General features: G+C 72.8%; 17 protein-coding genes. 6 read left to right on the top strand and 11 right to left on the bottom strand.

All coding sequences use genetic code 11. The features are described from left to right. Nucleotides 1-11 precede the first annotated feature (11 nt). From OG774_RS04145 to OG774_RS04120, 6 genes are read right to left on the bottom strand one after another with little or no spacing between them, the layout of a single operon-like run. Complete coding sequence (locus tag OG774_RS04145; protein WP_328306944.1) at nucleotides 12-1,349, bottom strand: NAD(P)/FAD-dependent oxidoreductase; 1,338 nt, start codon at nucleotides 1,347-1,349, stop codon at nucleotides 12-14. Nucleotides 1,350-1,380: 31 nt separating this feature from the next. Next, entirely contained in the window at nucleotides 1,381-2,484 is a 1,104-nt protein-coding gene (locus OG774_RS04140) for a mandelate racemase/muconate lactonizing enzyme family protein (RefSeq protein WP_328306942.1), read from the bottom strand. 3 nt (nucleotides 2,485-2,487) lie between these two features. Beyond that, nucleotides 2,488-3,426 carry a PDR/VanB family oxidoreductase gene (locus tag OG774_RS04135; RefSeq protein ID WP_328306940.1) on the bottom strand — a complete coding sequence of 313 codons (939 nt, stop codon included), beginning with the start codon at nucleotides 3,424-3,426 and terminating at the stop codon, nucleotides 2,488-2,490. 15 nt (nucleotides 3,427-3,441) lie between these two features. Beyond that, nucleotides 3,442-4,632, bottom strand: a complete 1,191-nt coding sequence (locus tag OG774_RS04130; RefSeq protein WP_328306938.1) for an NAD(P)/FAD-dependent oxidoreductase — start codon at nucleotides 4,630-4,632, stop codon at nucleotides 3,442-3,444. Continuing rightward, nucleotides 4,629-6,113: an aldehyde dehydrogenase family protein gene (locus OG774_RS04125; protein WP_328306936.1), complete on the bottom strand. Its 1,485-nt coding sequence runs from the start codon at nucleotides 6,111-6,113 to the stop codon at nucleotides 4,629-4,631. The genes OG774_RS04130 and OG774_RS04125 overlap by 4 nt, the downstream gene beginning before the upstream one ends. Continuing rightward, entirely contained in the window at nucleotides 6,110-7,444 is a 1,335-nt protein-coding gene (locus tag OG774_RS04120; RefSeq protein WP_328306934.1) for an aromatic ring-hydroxylating oxygenase subunit alpha, read from the bottom strand. Before OG774_RS04120 ends, OG774_RS04125 begins: the two co-directional genes overlap by 4 nt. A 145-nt stretch (nucleotides 7,445-7,589) precedes the next feature. Between OG774_RS04120 and OG774_RS04115 the strand changes: the two genes are divergently transcribed. Beyond that, entirely contained in the window at nucleotides 7,590-8,519 is a 930-nt protein-coding gene (locus OG774_RS04115) for a LysR family transcriptional regulator (RefSeq protein ID WP_328306932.1), read from the top strand. Nucleotides 8,520-8,641: 122 nt separating this feature from the next. Here the strand turns inward: OG774_RS04115 and OG774_RS04110 are convergent, their stop codons facing one another. Both OG774_RS04110 and ligD read right to left on the bottom strand, forming a co-directional pair. Further along, on the bottom strand, nucleotides 8,642-9,664 hold the full coding sequence (locus OG774_RS04110; protein ID WP_328306930.1) for a hypothetical protein: 1,023 nt from the start codon (nucleotides 9,662-9,664) through the stop codon (nucleotides 8,642-8,644). 447 nt (nucleotides 9,665-10,111) lie between these two features. Then, nucleotides 10,112-11,134 carry a non-homologous end-joining DNA ligase gene (ligD, locus tag OG774_RS04105; RefSeq protein WP_328306928.1) on the bottom strand — a complete coding sequence of 341 codons (1,023 nt, stop codon included), beginning with the start codon at nucleotides 11,132-11,134 and terminating at the stop codon, nucleotides 10,112-10,114. Between the two features lie 117 nt (nucleotides 11,135-11,251). On the opposite strand from ligD, the gene OG774_RS04100 reads away from it, so the two are divergent. The 3 genes from OG774_RS04100 to OG774_RS04090 all read left to right on the top strand — a co-directional run bounded on the left by OG774_RS04100 (nucleotide 11,252) and on the right by OG774_RS04090 (nucleotide 14,553). Continuing rightward, complete coding sequence (locus OG774_RS04100; protein ID WP_328306926.1) at nucleotides 11,252-12,316, top strand: VIT1/CCC1 transporter family protein; 1,065 nt, start codon at nucleotides 11,252-11,254, stop codon at nucleotides 12,314-12,316. Nucleotides 12,317-12,458: 142 nt separating this feature from the next. Then, nucleotides 12,459-13,487, top strand: a complete 1,029-nt coding sequence (locus tag OG774_RS04095) for a magnesium and cobalt transport protein CorA (protein WP_328306924.1) — start codon at nucleotides 12,459-12,461, stop codon at nucleotides 13,485-13,487. Nucleotides 13,488-13,545: 58 nt separating this feature from the next. Then, nucleotides 13,546-14,553 (top strand): NADP-dependent oxidoreductase, encoded by a 1,008-nt coding sequence (locus OG774_RS04090; protein ID WP_328306922.1) that lies wholly within the window; start codon nucleotides 13,546-13,548, stop codon nucleotides 14,551-14,553. Nucleotides 14,554-14,657: 104 nt separating this feature from the next. Here OG774_RS04090 and OG774_RS04085 read toward each other — a convergent pair whose 3' ends face one another. Continuing rightward, nucleotides 14,658-15,185, bottom strand: a complete 528-nt coding sequence (locus OG774_RS04085; protein ID WP_328306920.1) for a DinB family protein — start codon at nucleotides 15,183-15,185, stop codon at nucleotides 14,658-14,660. Nucleotides 15,186-15,209: 24 nt separating this feature from the next. Continuing rightward, complete coding sequence (locus OG774_RS04080; protein ID WP_328306918.1) at nucleotides 15,210-15,956, bottom strand: methyltransferase domain-containing protein; 747 nt, start codon at nucleotides 15,954-15,956, stop codon at nucleotides 15,210-15,212. Here OG774_RS04080 and OG774_RS04075 point away from each other — a divergent pair. Next, nucleotides 15,949-17,115, top strand: a complete 1,167-nt coding sequence (locus tag OG774_RS04075) for an FAD-binding oxidoreductase (RefSeq protein WP_328306916.1) — start codon at nucleotides 15,949-15,951, stop codon at nucleotides 17,113-17,115. The genes OG774_RS04080 and OG774_RS04075 overlap by 8 nt on opposite strands. Nucleotides 17,116-17,319: 204 nt before the next feature. On the opposite strand, the gene OG774_RS04070 is transcribed toward OG774_RS04075, so the two are convergent. After that, a complete protein-coding gene (locus OG774_RS04070; RefSeq protein ID WP_328306914.1) occupies nucleotides 17,320-17,922 on the bottom strand; it encodes a hypothetical protein in 603 nt (200 codons plus the stop codon). Nucleotides 17,923-18,062: 140 nt separating this feature from the next. On the opposite strand from OG774_RS04070, the gene OG774_RS04065 reads away from it, so the two are divergent. Then, nucleotides 18,063-19,184, top strand: coding sequence for a response regulator transcription factor (locus OG774_RS04065; protein WP_328306912.1), 1,122 nt, complete (start codon nucleotides 18,063-18,065; stop codon nucleotides 19,182-19,184). Nucleotides 19,185-19,482: the final 298 nt, after the last annotated feature.

Genomic DNA, 19,482 nt, shown 5'->3' with positions numbered 1-19,482 from the left:
GGGGACCGCGATCAGCTCCAGGGGAACGGCGAGTGGCTGGTCGGGTGCAGCTCGCCGCGCTCGTACCGGGCGAGGCGGAAGGGCTCGAGCAGCTCCTGGGGCTCGCCGAGCAGCTCGCGGGCCACGAGGGCGCCGACCCCGATCATCTTGTAGCCGTGGTTGGAGTCGGCGATGACGTAGGCGTTCTCCCGGAACGTGTCGAACACCGGGAAGCTGTCCGGGGTGAAGGCGCCGATCCCGCCGGAGGGCTCCTTGCGGTAGATGTCGCGACGCCCTTCGAAGCGCTTGTGGCACGCGGCCAGCGCGGAGGTCCACATCCGGACGAAGTCCTCGCCGACGACGAACTCCGGGCTCGCCGTCCCGTACGGGTCGACGGCGACCGCGTCGGCCGGGCGCGCGATCGGCTCCGGTGAGGCGCCGCCCTGCACGCCGCCGAAGTGGAAGTCCGGCTTGTAGTAGATGCCCCAGATCCGGTCGGTGATCAACGTGCCGTCGACGTCGTCGTGGAGCGGCGCGTCCGAGTCGACGTGGATCACCGGCGGGAACTCGCCCCGGTTGTCCATGAACTCCTGGGGGTCGACGTCGAGGATCCCCTCCTGCAGCGCCCAGTAGGTCCACATGGGCGCGTCGGGGATGACGCGACCGTCGGGCGTGCGGACCGTGACGGTGCTCGGCAGGTCGAGCATGGCCCAGAGGTCGCGGACCCACGGGCCGGCCGCGGCGACCACGTGCTCGCACTCGATCGCCCCGGCGTCGGTCTCCACCGCCGCGACCCGACCGCCGTCGAGCCGCATACCGGTGACGGTCACGCCGGTCGCGATGGTCACCCCGGCGTCGCGCACCTTGTCCGCCAGACCCCGCAGGGACGCCACGTTGTTGGCGTATCCCCCGCGCTTCTCGTGGAGGATCACCGAGACGCCGGGCGCCTGCCAGTCGGAGAACATCTCGTGCATGTACTCGTGGCAGGCGTCGACGCCCTCGACGAGCACCGACTCGTAGCCGATCGCCTGCTGCTCGGCGTGGATCTGCACCACGTCGTCGCGCATGGCGTCGGGAGCGGCCTGGATGTAGCCGACGCCGTGGTACGAGAATGCCTCCGGGTCGGACTCCCACACGTCCACCGAGTGCGCCATGAGCCGGCGCATCGCGGGCTGGAAGTAGTTGTTGCGGATCACCCCGCACGCCACGCCCGAGGCGCCCGCGCCGATGTCGGTCTTGTCGACGACCAGGACGTCGCCGCCGTCACCGAGGCCGCGCTCCTGCAGCTCCGTGGCGAGGTGCCACGCGGTCGACAGCCCGTGGATCCCGGCGCCGACGATCACGTACCTGGCCTTCGGGGGGACGTTCATGGCTCTCACCTGTTCGGTCGTCTGAGGGTTGTCATGCGAAGGAGGCGACGGGCGCGCCGAAGACGCCCTCGTCGGGGACGACGCCGAGACCGGGACCGGTCGGCACCGTGATGCGACCCTTCTCGACCCGCACCGGGTCGGTCGAGTCGTCGTGGCCGTCCATGAACGGCTCGGCGATCCAGACGCCGTCGAGCAGGCGCGGGTGGACCGTCGCCGCGAGGTGGGCGCAGGCGGCCGCGATGATGTCCCCGCCCCAGGAGTCGTCGCAGGTGTGGGGCAGGGAGCGTGCCTCGCAGAGGTCCCGGACGGTGGCCATCGCGCCGAACCCGCCGAGACGCGTGACCTTCAGGCCGAACCCGTCGCACACCCCGAGGGAGATCGCCCGGAGCACGTGGCCCACGGATTCGGTGTTCTCGTCGAGGTAGACCGCGTGGTGCAGCTGCCCGCGGATCGCCGCGATCTCCTCCATGGTGTTGCAGGGTTGTTCGAGCACGAGGGGGATGTCGGCGCACTCGCGGCTGAGCCGGAGGGCGTCGCGGGAGGTCAGGGCCCGGTTGGCGTCGACGGCCAGGCGGGTGCAGCCCGTCGCCTCCCACACCTTCCGGACCGTCTCGATGTCGAGGTCGACCGGCCGCCCGCCGACCTTGACCTGGAGGCGGGGATAGCCCTCGGCGATCTTCTCCACGGCGATGCGCGCGACGTCGTCCGGCTCGCCGACGGTGAGCGAGTAGTAGGCGTCCACCCGGTCGCTCGTCGCGCCGCCCAGGAGGTCGCAGACCCGCATGCCGTGGGCCTTGCCGACGAGGTCGTACACGGCGATGTCGATCGCCGCCTTGGCGTAGGCGTGGCCGTTCAGGAGCCCGTGCAGCGCCCGCTGGATCGCGAGCGGACCCGTCACGGGGAGCCCGATCAGCCCGGGCGCCATCTGCTGCAGCGCCGCGCGTGCCCCCAGGGCGTGCGACGGCGCGTAGGTGGGGCCCACCGGGCACGTCTCCCCCCAGCCGGAGACCCCCGTGTCCGAGACGATCTCCACGATCGTCGAGTCCAGCGCCGTGTACGCGCCCTCGGACATGCGGTAGGCCGCGCCGCTCAACGGGCGATCCTTCTGGTGCACGTGCACCTCGGCGATGCGCATGGCTCAGAGATCCAGCTCCAGGCGCGGGCAGCCACGCTCGGCCCGGGACACGCAGATGAACAGCGTGTCCTGGACCGCCTTCTCCTCGTCGGTGAGCAGCGAGTCGCGGTGCTCGGCCCGACCGGACAGCAGCGGCGTCTCGCAGGTGCCGCAGGTGCCCTCCCCGCACGAGAGGTCCACGGGCAGTCCGCGGTCCTGCGCGACCTCGAGGATGCTCCGGTCCGGCGGGACGACCAGGGTGACGCCGCTGGCCGCGCACGCCACCTCGAACGCCCCGTCGGCGCCGTCCGTCGCGATCGTGCGCGGCGTGAACCGCTCGACGTGGAGGCTGCCGGCGGGCCAGGCCGTCATCGCGGTGTCCAGCGCGTCGAGCATCGGCTCCGGCCCGCAGGCGTAGACGAGCGTGCTGGGGCGGGGAGCCATCAGCTGGCCCCTGAGGTCCAGGAGGCCGACCTCGTCCTGCGGCCCGAGCACGACGCGGTCGCCGTGGGCGGCGAGCTCGTCCCGGAAGGCCATCGAGGTGCGGGTGCGCCCGCCGTAGAGCAGCGTCCACTCCGCTCTCGCGGCCTCCGCCGCCGCGATCATCGGCAGGATCGGGGTGATCCCGATCCCGCCGGCGACGAACACGTAGCGCGGCGCGGGCTCGAGCGCGAAGTGGTTGCGCGGCTCGCCGACCTCGACGATGTCGCCGTCGTGCAGCTTGTCGAACACGTGCTCCGATCCCCCGCGGCTCTCCGGCTCGCGCAGCACGCCGAGGCGCCAGCGCTGCCGGTCGCCCGGGTCGGAGCACAGGGAGTACTGGCGGACGAGGTCGTCGGCGAGGGTCACGTCGACGTGGGCGCCCGGCGCCCAGGCCGGGAGCTCGCCGCCGTCGGCCCGCCCGAGGACGAGGGACACGACGCCGTCGGCCTCGTCGCGGCGCTCATGGATGATGAGGTCCATCGCGGGTCTCCGTCCTCAGCGCATCTGGCCGGCGCCGACATAGGGGTGGGGGCTCCGGAGCAGGTCGCCCTCCGCGAAGCGGGAGAGCCGGAAGTCCCGGGCGGGGATGTCGGCGTCGGAGCTCACGCCGTCGGCGACGAGGTCGGCGACGAGCCGCCCGACGGCCGGCGAGATCTTGTAGCCGTGCCCCGAGAAGCCGGCGGCGACGACGAGCCCGTCCAGCGGGGCCGCCGAGATGACCGGGTTGAAGTCGGGCGTGACGTCGTAGCAGCCGGCGTAGCTCGCGGCGATCGCCGGATCGGCCAGACCGGGCAGGCGGTCGCCGACCTTCTCGACGGTCAGGTCGACGAACGACGACGTCGCCTGGTTCGAGTACCGGTCGGGGTCGGCCGGCTCGAGGATGGACAGGTCGGAGTTGCCGAAGAGCAGCGAGCCCGCGCCCTCGGGACGGATGTACTGCAGCGAGACCAGGTCGGAGAACACCGGGACGGGGCCGAGGTCCTGGCCGGGGTCGACGAGCACGATCTGCTCGCGGTGCGGGGTGATCGGCAGCTCGATGCCGTGCGCGGCGAGCAGGCCGACCGACCACGGGCCCGCGGCGAGCACCACGTGCTCGGTCGCGATGGCGGTGCCGTCGGCGAGCTCGACGCCGGTGACGCGGTCGCCGTCCGTGCGGATCGCGGTGGCGGTGGTGCCCTGCCGCAGGCGCGCACCGGCGCGGCGCGCGGCGCCCGCGAAGGCCTGCGCGGTCTGGTAGGCGTCGCCGTACCCGCCGCGCTCCTCCCACGCGAAGGCCGCGAAGGGCTCGAGGTCGGCGACGGGCCACAGCTTGCGCACGTCGGTGTGGTCGATGTCCTCGGTGCGGACGCCGACGGCGCGCTGGTCGGCGACCGACGCGTGCAGGGCGTCGACGTTCTCGGGCCCGACCCCCACGACGTAGCCGGTCTGGTGGAAGCCGACGTCCGCCCCGAGGACGTCCTCGGCGTTCTCGAACGTCTCCAGGCTGCGGGTGGCCATCGCCGCGAGCGACGAGACCCCGTAGTGGCAGCGCACGACGCCCGACGACTTGCCCGTGCCGCCGGAGCCCACGGTGTCGCGTTCGACGATGGTGATGTCGGTGATGCCGCGCCGGGTCAGCGCCCAGGCGGCGGCGCAGCCCTCGAGGCCGCCGCCGATGATGACGACGTCGGCCGCGTCCGCAGTCACGATGGTTCTCCCTGCTGTGTGGCGTGGGGCTGGGTGGCGGGACCGACGCGGGCGACGACGGTCTTGTTCTTGAGGTAGCTGTCGAGGGCGACGAGCCCGCGCTCGCGGCCGGTGCCGCTGAGCTTGGTCCCGCCGAAGGGGACGGCCGGGCTGCCGGCGAAGTACTCGTTGATCATCACGTAGCCGGCGTCGACCCGGTCGGCGACGCGCAGCGCCCGGTCGATGTCGCGGGTGTGGATGCCGACGCCGAGGCCGTAGTCGGTGGCGTCGGCGAGCGCGACGGCGTGCTCCTCGTCGTCGAACCCGAGCACCGCGAGGACCGGGCCGAAGATCTCCTCGCGGGCGATGCGCATCTCCGGGGTGACGCCGGTGAACACCACCGGGGCGACGAAGTGTCCCGGCCCGGGCAGGGCGCGGCGCCTGCCGACCTCGGTGGCCCCCTCGCGGGCGCCCAGCGCGACGTAGTCGCTGACGCGCCTGCGGTGCTCGGCGGACACCATCGGACCGAGGTCCGGATCCTCGATCCCGGCGCCGAGGGTGAGCGAGGCGAGCCGGGCGACGATGCGCTCGACGAGCTCGTCGTGCGCCGTCCGTGCGACGAGGAGGCGGGAGCCGGCGTCGCAGTACTGCCCGCTGTTGGCGGTGAAGCCGGTGACCACCTGCCGTGCGACGTCGTCGAGGTCCGCGTCGGCGAAGACGATCTGCGGAGACTTGCCGCCGAGCTCGGTCACGACGGGTGTGATGTGCTCCGCGGCCGCGCGGAGCACCGCCCGGCCGGTGGCGACCGAGCCGGTGAAGGTCAGCGAGCCGATGCCGGGATGGGCCGCGAGGGCGGCACCGGCCTCGGCGCCGAGGCCGGTGACGACGTTGACGGTCCCCGGCGGGAGGTCGAGGCCCTCGACGAGGTCGGCGAAGCGCAGGGCGGTGAGCGGGGTCTGCTCGGCGGGCTTGACCACCGCGGTGTTCCCGGCCGCGAGCGCCGGCGCGACGCTGCGGCAGAGCATCGACAGCGGCGCGTTCCACGGGACGATGTGCGCGGTGACCCCGACCGGCTCGCGCACGGTGTAGGCCAGCGAGCCGGGCCCGATCGGGATCGTCTCGCCGTGCAGCTTGTCGGCGGCGCCCCCGTAGTAGTCGAGGTAGCCGACGCACCCGGCGATCTCCGAGCGGGCGAGCGACAGCGGCTTGCCGGTGTCGCCGGTCTCGAGCCGTGCGAACCCCTCGAGGTCGGCGTCGAGCGCCGCGGCGAGGGACCGCAGCAGGCGCCCGCGCTCGGCCGGTGTCGTCACACGGGTCCGGCGTGCGGCGGCCCGGGCGGCGGACACCGCGAGGTCGACGTCCCGCGCGTCTCCGCGCGGGACGTGGGCGATCGTCGTCGCGGTGGACGGGTCCTCGACGGGGAGGGGCTCGTGCCGGGACGGGACCCGCTGCCCGCCGATGCGGTGCTCGGCGGCCGCACCGTGGGCCAGGGTGGCGGTCACGGGTCGGGGAACATGCGGGTCATGGTGTCGCCGGGCTCGAGGGCGTCGCCGCCCGGGACACGCTCGATGCCGACGATCTTGTCGATGACCATGTTCTGGAAGCGGTGCAGCGGCTCCTCGAATTGGAAGCACATCCGCCCGCCGCGGTAGGCCGGGTTCTCGAGGCCCTCCTGGACGCGCTCGACGATCTCGAGGTCCTGGCGGTTGACGAGATCCCAGAACTTCGCGAGCTGCTCGATCCCCTCCTCGGCGCTGTCGTGCCCGCCCGCCTCGTCGAGGGACTCGGGGTGCGCCAGCAGGACGGCGGTCTCGACGGTGCGGTTCGCCGCGACGGGCCGGTTGAACAGCACGAACGCGTGGTTCGGGAGCACGACCAGCGCAGTGCCGGGGAAGAGCCACACGAACCGCCCGCTGTCGGCGTCCTGCGGGCCCAGCGTGCTCAGGGCCTTGAGCCCGTCCCAGCCGCCCGCGTCGGAGTTGCGCGACACCGGCGTGGTGCACATGCCCGTGTACATGCCGGGGCCCTGCCACCGGTAGTGGTCGGAGAACTTGGAGACCTGGTTGAGCTCCGGGTGCACCCAGGGCAGGTGGTAGTACTCCATGAAGTTCTCGCCGATGAGCTTGTAGTTCGCGGCGACGTCGTAGGTGCTGGTCCGCTGCGTGACCCACTCGTCGAGGCGGTACTCGGCGAAGCGCTCGGGCAGGTCGCCGAGCTGGGTGGCCAGCGGCGCGGGGTCCGGCGAGAGGTTGACGAAGACGAACAGGCCCCACGAGTCGACCGCGACGTCGAGCAGGCCGTAGTCGGCGCGGTCGAAGCCCTTCGCCACCGACGTGTCGAAGATCGGCTCCTGGCCGGCGGGGACGTCGGAGTCCTCGAACAGCGGCGTCCCGAGGCACGTCCCGTCGGTGTCGTAGGTCCAATTGTGGTACGGGCAGCGGATGCGCCCGCGCTTGCCGACCTCGCGGGCGTCGGCGTCGAGGAGCTTCGTCGCGCGGTGGCGGCAGAGGTTGTGGAACGCGCGCAGCGCGCCGTGCCGGTTGCGGGTGACGAAGATCGATCGGCCGGCGACCTCGACGACGATGCAGGCACCGGGCTTCGCGACGTCGCTCGTGATGCCGACCGCGACCCAGCTGGTGGTGAACAGCCGCTGCTGTTCGAGCGCGAAGAACTCCGGCGACGTGTACGCGTCGGGCAGCAGCGTCGACGCGAGCTCGACGGGCAGGCGGGTGGGCCGGTAGGTGCTCTCGCGGGTGAACAGCGCCGGATCGACGGGACGCGCCGGCAGCGCGGCGTACGGATCGACGGCTGCGCTCGTGGTGTCGGTCGTCATGGCTGTCGGGCTCCTCTCGGGCGTGCTCAGGCCGTGGTGGAGCACCGGGGAGGCCGTCGTGGCCTGTGGTGCTCCCGCAGTGTCAGCGGCGAGATTCGTCCGCGTCCATCGAAACGTCGAACCTATGATCTTGTACGGTGAGTACATGATCGATCGGCGTCTGCGCGTGCTCCAGGCCATCGCGCGCCACGGCACGGTCACCGCCGCCGCGGAGGTCTGCCGGCTCACGCCGTCGGCGGTCTCGCACCAGATGCAGGCCCTCGCGCGCGAGCTCGACGTCCCGCTCCTCGAGCCGGTCGGACGCAACGTGCGGCTCACCCCCGCCGCCCACACGCTGCTCGAGCACGGCGAGACCCTCACCGCCGCGTGGGAGCAGGCGCGCGCCGATCTCGCCGCCCACCGCGCCGGCGCCGTCGGCGGGACGCTGCGCTTCGCGGCGTTCTCGTCGGCCGCCGCGGTCGTCGTCCCCCGCGCCCTCGAGCACCTGCGCACCGAGCACCCCGCGCTGCGCGTGGTCCTGCGCGAGAGCGAGCCCGGACGGTCGTTCGACCTGCTGGCCGCCGACGAGGCCGACGTCGCCGTGATCGTCGCGACGCCGAGCATCCCGCCGGCCTCCGACGCCGCCTTCGAGCAGCACTCGCTGTTCGACGAACCCCTCGACATCCTCGTCGGCCCGGACCACCCCCTGGTCGGCCGCCGCGGCGTCGTCGCCCTCCGCGATCTCGCCGGTGACCCGTGGATCTGCGGCAACGTCGGCCGGGCCTACCACCAGCTCGTCACGCTCGCCTGCACCGCGGCCGGTTTCGCGCCCGACATCGCCCACTACGCCGACGAGTGGGACACCGGAGCCGCCCTCGTCGCCCGCGGCTTCGGCGTCGCCCTGGTCCCGCGGCTCGCCGACCTCCCCGCGCACCACGACACCCGGCGCATCCCGATCACGACCGACCCGGTGCCGACCCGACGCGTCATCGCCGCCGTGCGGGCCGGGTCACAGGACCAGCCGACCATCGCCGCCGGGCTCGACGCCCTGCGGCACGTGACGGAGACGGGGCTGCCGGCGCTGGGGCGGTCGTGAGCAGACGACGTTCGGCGGGATTGCCCTGGCACTCGTGAGATTTCTTCGCTGTTCCGTGAATCGCGCTCCGGCTCGCCACGATATCATCGGTAGGAATTGTCGACGGAATGGCGTCGTCGTGCTCATTCCGGTGGCGCGGTCGTCTCCTCCCCCGCCTCCGGGTCGGCCTCGGGGTGGGGGTCGGGGTCGGACACGAGGGGCGCCTCGTCCCCCGTCGACTCCTGGTCCGGCGCGACGGTCGACGAATGGTCGAAGGTCAGCATCGTCGGCTCGGACGGTGCGGCGGGTGTCGGATCGAGCGAGGACGGGTCCTGCGGCGTCGGGGTGTCCTGCGTCGGGATGTCCTGCGGCGTCGGGGTGTCCTGCGTCGGGGTGTCCTGCGTCGGGGTGTCCTGCGTCGGGGTGTCCTGCGTCGGCGTGCGCTGGTTCCCGTCGTCCACGGACCCGCCGTCCCGAACCGCCGGAGCAGCCAGACCCGGAGAGTCCGGACCGGCCGTCCCGGTGGCGGCGTCGGCCGCACCCCCGTCGGCCGGGACCGATCGGACGACGGCCTCCGACGCCGCTGCGGTCGGAGACGCGGTCGGCGCCGTCCGCTCGCGTGCCACACCCGAGGCCGAGGGGACCCCGGCCACCGAGGTGGTCGCCCCGATCGACGGGGCGCGCAGCGTCGACGTCGTCGCCGCCAACGCGACGGTCGCGGTGTCCTCGAACGCCCTCGCGGTCGGCCCCCGTGTGTCGCGGTCCGGCCCCGGGCCGGCGGCCGACGCCACAGACGCGTCCTCGTCGAGGGCCAGTCGCAGGACCGTGGCCTCCACCGGGTCGCCGAGGGCGCTGCGACCGGCGTCCAGTGATCGCAGCATCTCCTGCGCGGCGCGTAGCTGCTGCCAGGCGGTGGCCATCGCGACCTGCGACGCCGACTCGGAGCGGATCGCGGCCAACGCGGATCGCAGCGCGTCGCGATGCTCGGCCAGCTCCTTCTGCCGCCCGAGCAGGGCGAGGACCGCGTGTGGCGGTGGCCCGTCGCGGCGGGCGATGGAGGAGGTGTCCCACTGCTGCCGGACCTCGTCGGTCCGCTCGAGCTCGGTCTCGAGCGCAGCGAGGACGGTCGTGGCCTCCCGCGTCCATGCCGAGCTCCCGGCCGACACGGAGGCGGCCTCGTCGGCCGCCCCCGGAGAGGCATCCGGCGGACCGGCCGGTCTCGTGGTGATCACAGCTCCCCCCGCGACGGCGCAGACCGCGAGGGCGCCGAGGGCCACGACGCGGCGCGACGGCGTGCCGAGAACACCCCGGTCACGGCGACCGGACCTGGCGCGGGCGGCCCGGTCCACGCTCTCCGGCAGGTACCCCCGCCACCCCGGCATCTCGTGTCGACCATGGTGAACAGGCATGCCCGTCAGACCTCCCCCGGATGGCGCAGCGGGGCCACCCTCCCCTCTCTCAGCGTGCTGGGGTAGCCCCGCGCTGCGATTCGCCGGCTTTTCTCGCTACATCACAGATCCATTACGACAGTTGCCGGAACGATCGCCCGGCATTCGGGCGGGAGCGCGGTCCGGATGTGCTCCGAGGACTGAACGAATTGTCGGCCCGCGACATCACGGATCACTCGCTCTGTGGTGCCAGCGGTGCCCTCGAGGAGCGACGTCCCCTCGATCAGCGGCCGGGAGACCAGGGGCGAGGTCATCGGGGTGGCGGTCGGCGCGCAGCCCCCGCCACGAGGAGTGGCGCAGCACCCCGTCGTCGGACCACGAGCGGAAGCGAGCCTCGGCGACCAGCGTCGGCCGTGTCCACCGGGCGGATCGTTGCTCGGGAACGGGACCGTCGAAGGGGCTCCCGGCCGTCTCGACATCAGTGAGCTGGACGTGCAGCCGGTCGCGCTCGCTGTCGCGCAGCCCGGTGCCGACGTGGCCGATGTAGCGCAGCCCGCCCGAAGGCGTGGGAAGCCCGAGCAGGACGGCGCCCACGGCGCCGGCATGCCGGCCGCGGCCCTCGGCCCAGCCTCCGATCACGGCCTCGGTCGTGCGCCACAGCGGCGTCTTGACCCAGGCGTGCGAGCGGCCCGGCCGGTAGGCCGCGTCGCGGCGCTTGGCCACGATGCCCTCCATGCCGTGGCTCTCCGCCACCTCGAGCGCGGTCCCCGCCTCGAGTCCCTCCAGCACCGGGGACACCACGAGGCCCCGGTGGCCGTCGAGGCCGAGCCGCTCGAGCCGCGCCCGGCGCTCGAGGTAGGGCAGCGCGAGCAGCGGCTCGTCGTCCCAGCACAGCAGGTCGAAGGCCACGAAGCTGGCCGGCGCTCGGTCGACGAGCTGCGGTGACGGCTTCTGCACACCCATCCGTAGCTGCAGCCGGTCGAAGCTCGGCCGCGCCGGCGCACCCGCCGACGGAGCCGACAGCACGACGATCTCCCCGTCGAGCACGACCCGACGCGTCCCCACCGCCGCCGCCAGAGCCCGTGCGACATCGGGGTAGGAGCCCGACACCCGACGGCCGGCCCGAGACACGAGCACCACGGCGTCCGGGCTCGGCGCCTCGACGTAGGCCAGACAGCGCATGCCGTCCCACTTGAGCTCCAACGCCCACTCCGGCCCGGGAGGGACCGGCCCCGCCGTGGCCAGCATCGGCGCCACCCGCTCCAGCCCACGCCCCTGCGGCGGTTGAGCGTGGGCGCCAGGCACCCACCCGGTCTACCAGCGACCGGTCAGGCTGAGCATGCCGAACTCGGGCATCCTCGGCGCATGCCCGACCTGGACGCGACCACGCGCCGGCGCCGCAAGCGGCTCGCCGACGAGTGCGCCGAGGCACGGGTCTACCGCGACCTCGCGTCGCAACGGACCTCCGAGGACGAGCGCGAGATCCTGCTGGGCCTCGCGGAGGCCGAGGAGCGTCACGCCGCCCACTGGCAGGCCCTCCTCGGCGACGAGGCCGGCCCGGCGGCGCGTGGCGACGTGCGCCTGCGACTGCTCGCACTGCTCGCCCGGCACTTCGGCTCGGTCTTCGTGCTCGCCCTCGCCCAGCGTGCCGAGGGCCGTGCCTCCCAGGACGCGGCGGCCGACGTCGACACCACCCCCGCGATGGTCGCCGACGAACGCGTGCACGCCGAGGTGGTGCGCGGGCTGGCCGCCCGCGGCCGCGAACAGGCCTCGGGGACCTTCCGCGCCGCGGTCTTCGGCGCGAACGACGGGCTGGTCAGCAACCTGGCCCTGGTGCTCGGCGTGAGCGGCGGCGGCGTCGGAGCCGGCGCCGTGCTGTTGACCGGTCTCGCCGGGTTGCTCTCCGGCGCGCTGTCGATGGGCGCCGGGGAGTACATCTCCGTGCGCTCTCAGCGGGAGCTGCTCGCCGCGTCGGCCCCCGACCCCGCGTCCCGACGCGTCCTCCCCGACCTCGACATCGAGGCCAACGAGTTGGCGCTGGTCTACCGGGCGCGCGGGATGAGCACCGAGGACGCACAGCGCCAGGCCGAGGCCGTGCTCCACGGCGCCGATGCACGACCCGACCCCGTCCCCGACACCCGCCACGAGGTCGTCGGCACCGGGGTCGGCGCCGCCGTGTCGAGCTTCGCCTTCTTCGCCTCCGGCGCGGCGATCCCCGTCCTGCCGTTCCTCGTCGGCCTCGAGGGACCACCTGCACTGATCGCCGCGATGGTCCTCGTCGGCCTCGGTCTCCTAACGACGGGCGCGACGGTCGGGGTGCTCTCCGGCGGACCACCGCTCCGCCGCGGGCTGCGCCAGCTCGCGATCGGTGCCGGCGCGGCCACCCTGACCTACCTCCTCGGTCTCCTCGTCGGCGGGATCGTCGGCTGAGCGGAGAGGCGGTCCGGACGGCTGATCGGTCGCAGTCCGGAGAGGAGCCGATCTCGGTGCAGCCAGCGCCATCGTCTCCGCATCCCTCGACGTCACGGGCCGAAGGAACCGAGCGGCCCGCCTGAGCTGCGACGATGAGTTCATGACAGTGGTGGACAACGCCCTCTACGTCGACGGCGAGCGCGTTGCGGGCCCGGACTCCCTCGACCGGACCTTCGAGCTGCTGCGTGGATGCCCCGGCGAGGGGCGCAGCTTCGCCTGGATCGGCCTGCTGCGCCCGGACGAGGCCGAGGTCGACCAGGTCGCCGACGAGTTCGAGCTGCCGAAGCTCGCGGTCGAGGACACCATCGCGGCGCACCAGCGTCCCAAGCTCGAGCGCTACGGCGAGACCTTGTTCGTCGTCCTGCGCCCGGCGTGGTACGTCGACGAGACCGACGACGTCCAGGTGGGCGAGGTGCACCTGTTCCTCGGCGAGGACTTCGTCGTCAGCGTCCGGCACGCCGAGACCCCCGACCTGTCCGAGGTGCGGCGCCGCTTGGAGAACGATCCCGACCTCCTTCGGCAGGGGCCGCACGCCGTGCTCTACGCCGTCCTGGACCGCGTGGTCGACGAGTACCGCCCGGTCGTCACCGGGCTGCGCGACGACATCGACCAGGTCGAGAATGAGGTCTTCGGGGGCGACCCGAACGTGTCCCAGCGCATCTACCACCTCTCCCGCGAGGTGATCGAGCTGCAGCGCGCGATCGACCCACTGCGAGCGGTCCTCGAGGACCTGCGCGACGCGACCGAGGACGACCCCAACGCCATCGACCTGCATCGGGGCCTGCGGGATGTCGGGGACCACGTCGAGCAGGTCATCGAGCAGGCCGACGCGTTCCGCCAGCTGCTGGTGAACATCCTCAACGTCAATTCTGCTCTCGTCGGCCAGCGCCAGAACGAAGAGATCACCCGACTCACCGAGAGCAGCCTGCGGCAGGGCGAGCAGGTCAAACGCATCTCGTCCTGGGCAGCGATCCTCTTCGCACCCTCGCTCGTCGGAGCGGTGTACGGCATGAACTTCGACAACATGCCCGAACTGCGGTGGACCCTCGGCTACCCCTTCGCACTGACCCTCATGGCCGCCGCCTCCCTGGTGCTCTACATCGCGTTCAAGCGACGCAACTGGCTCTGAGGGGGCCGATGGTCCGGGAGACTCAAGAGCAGTCGTCGGTCGATGGAGGAGTGCCGTCATGAGGGCGTTCGTGGTGGACGAGTACGGCCCGGACGCTCTGCGTGCCGCCGACGTGCCCGAGCCGACCGTCGGGGACCGCGACGTGCTCGTCGACGTCGCCGCCGCGGGCATCAACCCGCTCGACGCGATGGTCCGCAACGGCGAGTTCAAGCTCCTGCTCCCCTACCGGCGCCCGTTCACCCTGGGCCACGACGTGGCCGGCGCCGTGGCTGCCGTCGGCGCCGAGGTGACCGGGTTCGTCGTCGGCGACGAGGTCTACGCCCGTCCGCGCGACCTGCGCATCGGCACCTTCGCCGAGCGGATCGCGATCGACGAGCACGACGTCGCCCACAAACCGACGTCGTTGACGATGGACGAGGCAGCGGCGGTCCCGCTCGTCGCACTCGCCGCGTGGCAGGCCCTGGTGGAGCTCGCCGCGGTCCGGCCCGGGCAGCGGGTGCTCGTCCACGGCGGCGCCGGCGGGCTCGGCGCCACCGCCGTGCAGCTCGCCCACCACCTCGGCGCGCACGTCGCCACCACCGCGAGCGCCGCCGACACCGACAAGGTCCGCGCCCTGGGCGCCGACGAGGTCGTCGACTACCGCAGCACCGACTTCGCCGACGTGCTCAGCGGCGTCGACGTCGTGCTCGACTCGCGCGGCGGCAGCAACCTGGAGAAGTCGCTGACCGTCCTCGCTCCCGGTGGGCTCGCCATCAGCGTCGTCGGCCCGCCCGACCCGGCCTTCGCCCGCCAGCTGGGCAAGCCGATCCTCGCCCCGGTCATGGCCGCACTGAGCGCCAAGGTCCGCCTTCGGGCCCGGAGACTCGGCGTGCGCTACGCGTTCCTGTTCATGCACGCCGACGGTCTCCGGCTCGCCGAACTCGCCACCCTCTACGACGCCGGCGCGCTGCGCCCCACCCTCGACCGCACCTTCCCCTTCGACCAGACCCCGGCAGGCCTCACCTACATGGAGCAGGGACACGCGAAAGGCAAGATCGTCGTGACTCGGTCACCGGCCGAGACATGAGCCCGACCCGCCGACGTCGCTTCCTCACAACGCCGGAGCCGGGAGCTGTCGACCGGTCGCGAAGGCCAACAGGCGTTGCGCTACGGCGCTCACCGGCCTGTCGTTCAGCGCTGCTCGCTCGGGTGGAGGGTGAGCTGTCGGCGGTGGAAGTCGAAGTGCCGGGTGGGGAAGCGGTAGAGGTCGGCGAGGGTCATGTAGGGCGTGAAGAACGGGTCCCAGCGTGTGGGGTAGTGCATCCCGAGGGCGAGGTCGGCGTCGGTCTCGGCGTCGAGGCGGTGGTGCAGGGCGTCGATGACGCGGTCGAACAGCGCGGTCTGCCCGCGACGGCCCAATGCGGTGCCGCCGGCCCAGGAGCCGACGTAGTTGGCGACGTCGAACGGGCGGGTGCCGGCGTCGAGGACGGCGGCGTAGGCGCGGCTCACGTCGGGCGGCAGCCGCCCGAAGAGCCTGACGAGGTTCCCGAGAGCCCGGATGATCAGGTAGCCGAGCAGCATGTGGAACAGCAGCTGCTGGTTGTTCCACCGGGTGCCGTGCGAGCGGCGCTGCAGGTCGGCGGGCGTCGCCTGCGCGTGCAGGTCGTGGAAGGTCGCCCGCGTGCGGTCGAGCTCCTGGTGAACCGCCTGCCGGTCCATCGGTCGAGTGTGCGCCTGGCTGGTTCAGGGGCGCGAGGCCTGGATGATGGCGGACAAGACGCCGGCGGCGACCTCACCGGTGGCGGTGATGGCGACGTCGGTGAGCCCGGCCTCCTCCAGCTCGGCGCGGTAGGCGCTCTGGCGCAGGACGCCGGTGATGGCCCCGACCGACGCAGCCGCCTCCGCCAGGGTGGCGGCGTCGGCCTGGTCGTCGGCCGTGAGGTCGGAGAGCCCGAGGCGTCCGCCGGGTCGCAGGACACGGGCGATTTCGGCGAACACGGCCGGCTTGTCCGCCGACAGGTTGATCACGCAGTTGGAGATGACGACGTCGACCGAGGCGTCGGGGAGCGGGATGGCCTCGATGTGCCCGTGCAGGAACTCGACGTTGGTGGCGCCGGCCTCCCGGGCGTGCTCGCGGGCGAGATCGAGCATCTCGTCGGTCATGTCCAGCCCGTAGGCGAACCCGTCGGGTCCGACGCGGCGGGCGGAGAGCAGCACGTCGAGGCCGGCGCCGGAGCCGAGGTCGAGCACGGTCTCCCCGGCGACGAGCTCGGCGACCGCGAGCGGGTTGCCGCAGCCCAGACTGGCCGCACCCGCACCCCCGGCGTCCGCGAGCTGGCCGGGGTCGTAGGCGTCGCCGCACATGCCGGTGGGGTCGGCCTCGGAGCAGCTCGGGGTTCGGCCGGCCCGGACCTGGCCGGCCGCGGTGGCGTAGCGGGCGCGGACCCGCTCGCGCGCCGCGGCCGACCGGTCCACGTGATCCGTGGTCACGCGACGCACCCGCAGCCGGACGCGGACGCAGCTGTACGGCCTGGCCACTCCCCTCGGGGTCATGTCCGGCACGGGCATCGCCGGGCTCACCCTCGGCGGCGGCCTCGGCTGGCTCAACGGCGTACACGGCCTGTCGTGCGACAACCTCCTCGGCGCGGAGGTCGTGACCGCCGACGGCGATGTCCTGAGCGTCGATCCGGACTCGCACGCCGACCTGCTCCGGGGACTCCGCGGCGGCGGCGGCAACCTCGGTGTCGTCACCTCGTTCCGGTACCGGCTGCATCCTGTGCAGCGCGTTCTCGCTGGTGCGCTGATGTACCCGTGGTCGGTCGCGCGCGACGTGCTGCACGCGCACCACGAACTGATGGCGACAGCCCCTGACGAACTGGCGAGCCTGGTCTCCCTCGGCCTCGACCCCGACGGCCGACCGGCCGTGACGGTCCTCCTGTGCTGGTCCGGCGACCCCGCCGTGGGCGAACGCGTGCTGCGCCCCTTGCGCCGGCTCGGAGCGCCCGTGGATTCGATCGGTCTCGTGAGCTACCTCGACTGGCAGCGCGCCCCGGACGCCGCCTTCCCCCGCGGCCGGCAGCACTACTGGAGGTCGGGGTACCTCCGGCACCTCACCGACACCGCCGTCGACACGCTGCTCGAGGTCATCCCGACCATCCCGACCTCGGAATCCGCGATCGGGCTGCAGGGCCTGCGCGGAGCCGCCGCCCGCGTGCCCGTCGACGCCACGGCCTTCCCCCACCGAGCGCTCCAGGACGACCTGCTGATCCTCGCCCAGTGGACCGACCCCGCCCGCTCCGACGAGATCGTCGCCTGGGCCCGCGACGCCTTCGATGCCCTGCGCCCACACCTCGAGAACGCGGTCTACGTCAACAACCTCGGTAGCGAAGGGCCCGATCGCGTCCGGGCTGCCTACGGCGCCAACTACGACCGGCTGGCCGCCCTCAAGCGCACCTACGACCCGACCAACGTCTTCCGCCTGAACCAGAACGTCCCGCCGATCAGCACGACACCGAGCTCACTCGACCTCGGCGCACCCGGAGGGCCCCGCCCAGCCACCTCTCGTCTCGCCGGTCGCGCGCGCTCGGCACCCTGCCGACACGAGGACGGCGAGGAGTCCGATCGCCCCACGACCAGCCCCACGTCATAGCGTCAGGAGGCAGGCACAGACCTCTGCGCGGGCGCGGCAAGTGCGCCAGCTCGACAACGCGCCTGCCGTCACTCTGAGGAGTCGTAAGTACGGGCGCACTCGCCTGCGGAGCCGGCTGCCTCGACGCGCCGGCCCGTACGGGCACAGGGTGTCCGCCTCTATCAGTGCGAGACCAGCAGCCAACCCGATCGGACCACCGTCGGCTCAGGCAATGCGGGCGCGCGCGCGGGCGCGGGCCTCGGTCGAGGCGGACGCCTCCTGGGCGACGGCGATCCCCAGCGCGGCCAGGCCCAGGTCCCATCCGGTGACCGCAGCCAGGAACCCGATGTCGTTGCCCGTTGAGATCATCACCGGCACGAAGACCACGAGCAGGTAGGCCCCACAGGCGAGGGGGACGAATCGTCGCCACCCCGACCACCGCTTCGCCTGCAGCACCGCCACACCCGCCGCCACCAGTCCGGGCCCGGTCACGAGCGGGGCGATCGCGAACATCGTCCCGGCCATCGTGGGGTCGTGGGGCTGGATGAACTCGGCGCCGATCAGCACGACGAGACCCAGGATCGCCGCCCCGATCCCCACCCGGCCCCACCACGCCGTTCCGACGGCGCCGAGCGCAGCCAGCCCGCCGAGCGCGATGATCGCGGCCAGGTGGAGCAGGGCGTAACGCACGCTCGCGGTCATGCTCACCTCGATGGGGAGCGTCAGCAGGTCGTAGACGGTGACGGCCAGACCGAGCAGTGCCCCGACGAGACCCACGATCCCGGCGATCCGTGCCGGCCCGCTGCGCTGCACTGCGGTCGTGTCCATGGCTGCTCCTCGCCGAACGATCGTCCCCTGATGTCGACGAGAAGCGTGGCCCCGCAGCACTGTTGTGCCCATCCCACGAACCTGGCCCCCAGAACTCTGGGGGATACCAATCAGGCCCCTGGCCGCCGCACACTGAAATCGTGCAGGAAGCCGCAGAACGGGCACGCCGCGAGATTCGTGCGTTGGCCTCGGCCGGCCTCGACCTGCCCACCTTCGGCCGAGCGGCCCTCGACGTGCTGACCCGTGCGGTGCCGTTCTCGGCCGCGTGCCTCGCGCCGGCCGATCCCGCGAGCAACCTGATCACCGGCAATGTGAAATGGGGCGGCGTCGGGGACGAGCGCGACGATCAGTGGATCTTCCATGAATACGAGGGCCCGGACCCGTTCAACTTCCAGGTCGTGTCGGAACGGCCGGGTGGGGTCGCCACGGCGATGGTGGAGACCGGTGGGGATCTGCAGAGTTCGGTCCGGTTCACCGAGCTCTACCACCACTGGGATGTCGGCGACGAGGCGCGGATGGCGCTGCAGAGCGACGGCGCGTCCTGGGGATTCCTCGCGCTGTTCCGCGAGGGAGCCCGGTCGGCGTTCACCGGCGCGGAGCAGGAGTACCTCAGCGGCGTGCGGGCGACCCTGGCGGTAGGACTGCGCGCCGGGACCATCGCGTCGGCGGCCACCGAGCTGTTGCCGGCCGTGCAGGGCCCGGTCGTGCTGGTCGTCGACAGCGCGGACGAGATCGTGCGCCTCAGCGTGGGCGCTGCGGACGGACTGGCGAACCTGACGGGCGAGCCGATCGGCCGGTCCCCACTGCCGTTCAGCGTGCGCGCCCTCGTGGGGGTCGCGCGACGGTTCGGGCGCGGCGAGCACCCCACGGTCCCGCGGATGCGGCTGCGCTCACGCAGTGGTCACTGGCTGGTCGCCCACGCCTCACCGCTGCTCTCCCCCGACGGCGGGGCCAGCGACGTCGTCGTCACCCTGGAGGAGGCCCGGCCGCCCGAGATCGTGCCACTGGTCGTCGCGGCACTGGGCCTGACCGGCCGCGAGCAGGACGTCGTCACCCTCGCCCTCCAGGGAGTGAGTACCGCGGACATGGCACGCGCCCTGGAACTCTCCGGCTACACCGTGCAGGACCACCTGAAATCGATCTTCGAGAAGGCCGGTGTACGCAGCCGTCGCGAGCTGCTCGCCAAGGTGTTCTACGACCAGTACGCCCCCCGGCTCGGAACCGGAGCAACCCTCGGCCCGTCCGGGTGGTTCATCACGTAGGGCCCGATGTCGGTCGTGGCGCGTCCGCGACCGGGTAGCGGCAGTGAGGGGAAGTGCCGGCAAGAGCGGCCGGTCAGGGGCGGACCGACACGTGTGGGGCTCGCAGGACACGGTGACGAGCTCCGCGGGCTACGGTCAGGAGAAGCGCGCAGGAGCCGGTCGGGCGACGACGACGACGACGACGACGACGACACGATTCCGTGGCGGCGGGGACGGGGACGACAGAGGTCGACCCGTCGGCCAGGTCGATGAACATGATCTCCCCGTCGTCATGGGTCTCGCCGTCACCGAAGACGTA

The sequence above is a fragment of the Actinomycetospora sp. NBC_00405 genome, assembly GCF_036044095.1.
Lineage (GTDB): Bacteria > Actinomycetota > Actinomycetes > Mycobacteriales > Pseudonocardiaceae > Actinomycetospora > Actinomycetospora callitridis.
The sequence above is the reverse complement of the archived record's forward strand: the minus strand, read 5'-3'. Positions and strand labels throughout refer to the sequence as shown.

Coding starts and splice junctions, on each gene's coding strand:
- OG774_RS04145 (WP_328306944.1), bottom strand. CDS start 1,349: ATGAACGTCCCCCCGAAGGCCAGGTACGTGATCGTCGGCGCCGGGATC.
- OG774_RS04140 (WP_328306942.1), bottom strand. CDS start 2,484: ATGCGCATCGCCGAGGTGCACGTGCACCAGAAGGATCGCCCGTTGAGC.
- OG774_RS04135 (WP_328306940.1), bottom strand. CDS start 3,426: ATGGACCTCATCATCCATGAGCGCCGCGACGAGGCCGACGGCGTCGTG.
- OG774_RS04120 (WP_328306934.1), bottom strand. CDS start 7,444: ATGACGACCGACACCACGAGCGCAGCCGTCGATCCGTACGCCGCGCTG.
- OG774_RS04115 (WP_328306932.1), top strand. CDS start 7,590: ATGATCGATCGGCGTCTGCGCGTGCTCCAGGCCATCGCGCGCCACGGC.
- ligD (WP_328306928.1), bottom strand. CDS start 11,134: ATGCTGGCCACGGCGGGGCCGGTCCCTCCCGGGCCGGAGTGGGCGTTG.
- OG774_RS04100 (WP_328306926.1), top strand. CDS start 11,252: ATGCCCGACCTGGACGCGACCACGCGCCGGCGCCGCAAGCGGCTCGCC.
- OG774_RS04095 (WP_328306924.1), top strand. CDS start 12,459: ATGACAGTGGTGGACAACGCCCTCTACGTCGACGGCGAGCGCGTTGCG.
- OG774_RS04090 (WP_328306922.1), top strand. CDS start 13,546: ATGAGGGCGTTCGTGGTGGACGAGTACGGCCCGGACGCTCTGCGTGCC.
- OG774_RS04085 (WP_328306920.1), bottom strand. CDS start 15,185: ATGGACCGGCAGGCGGTTCACCAGGAGCTCGACCGCACGCGGGCGACC.
- OG774_RS04070 (WP_328306914.1), bottom strand. CDS start 17,922: ATGGACACGACCGCAGTGCAGCGCAGCGGGCCGGCACGGATCGCCGGG.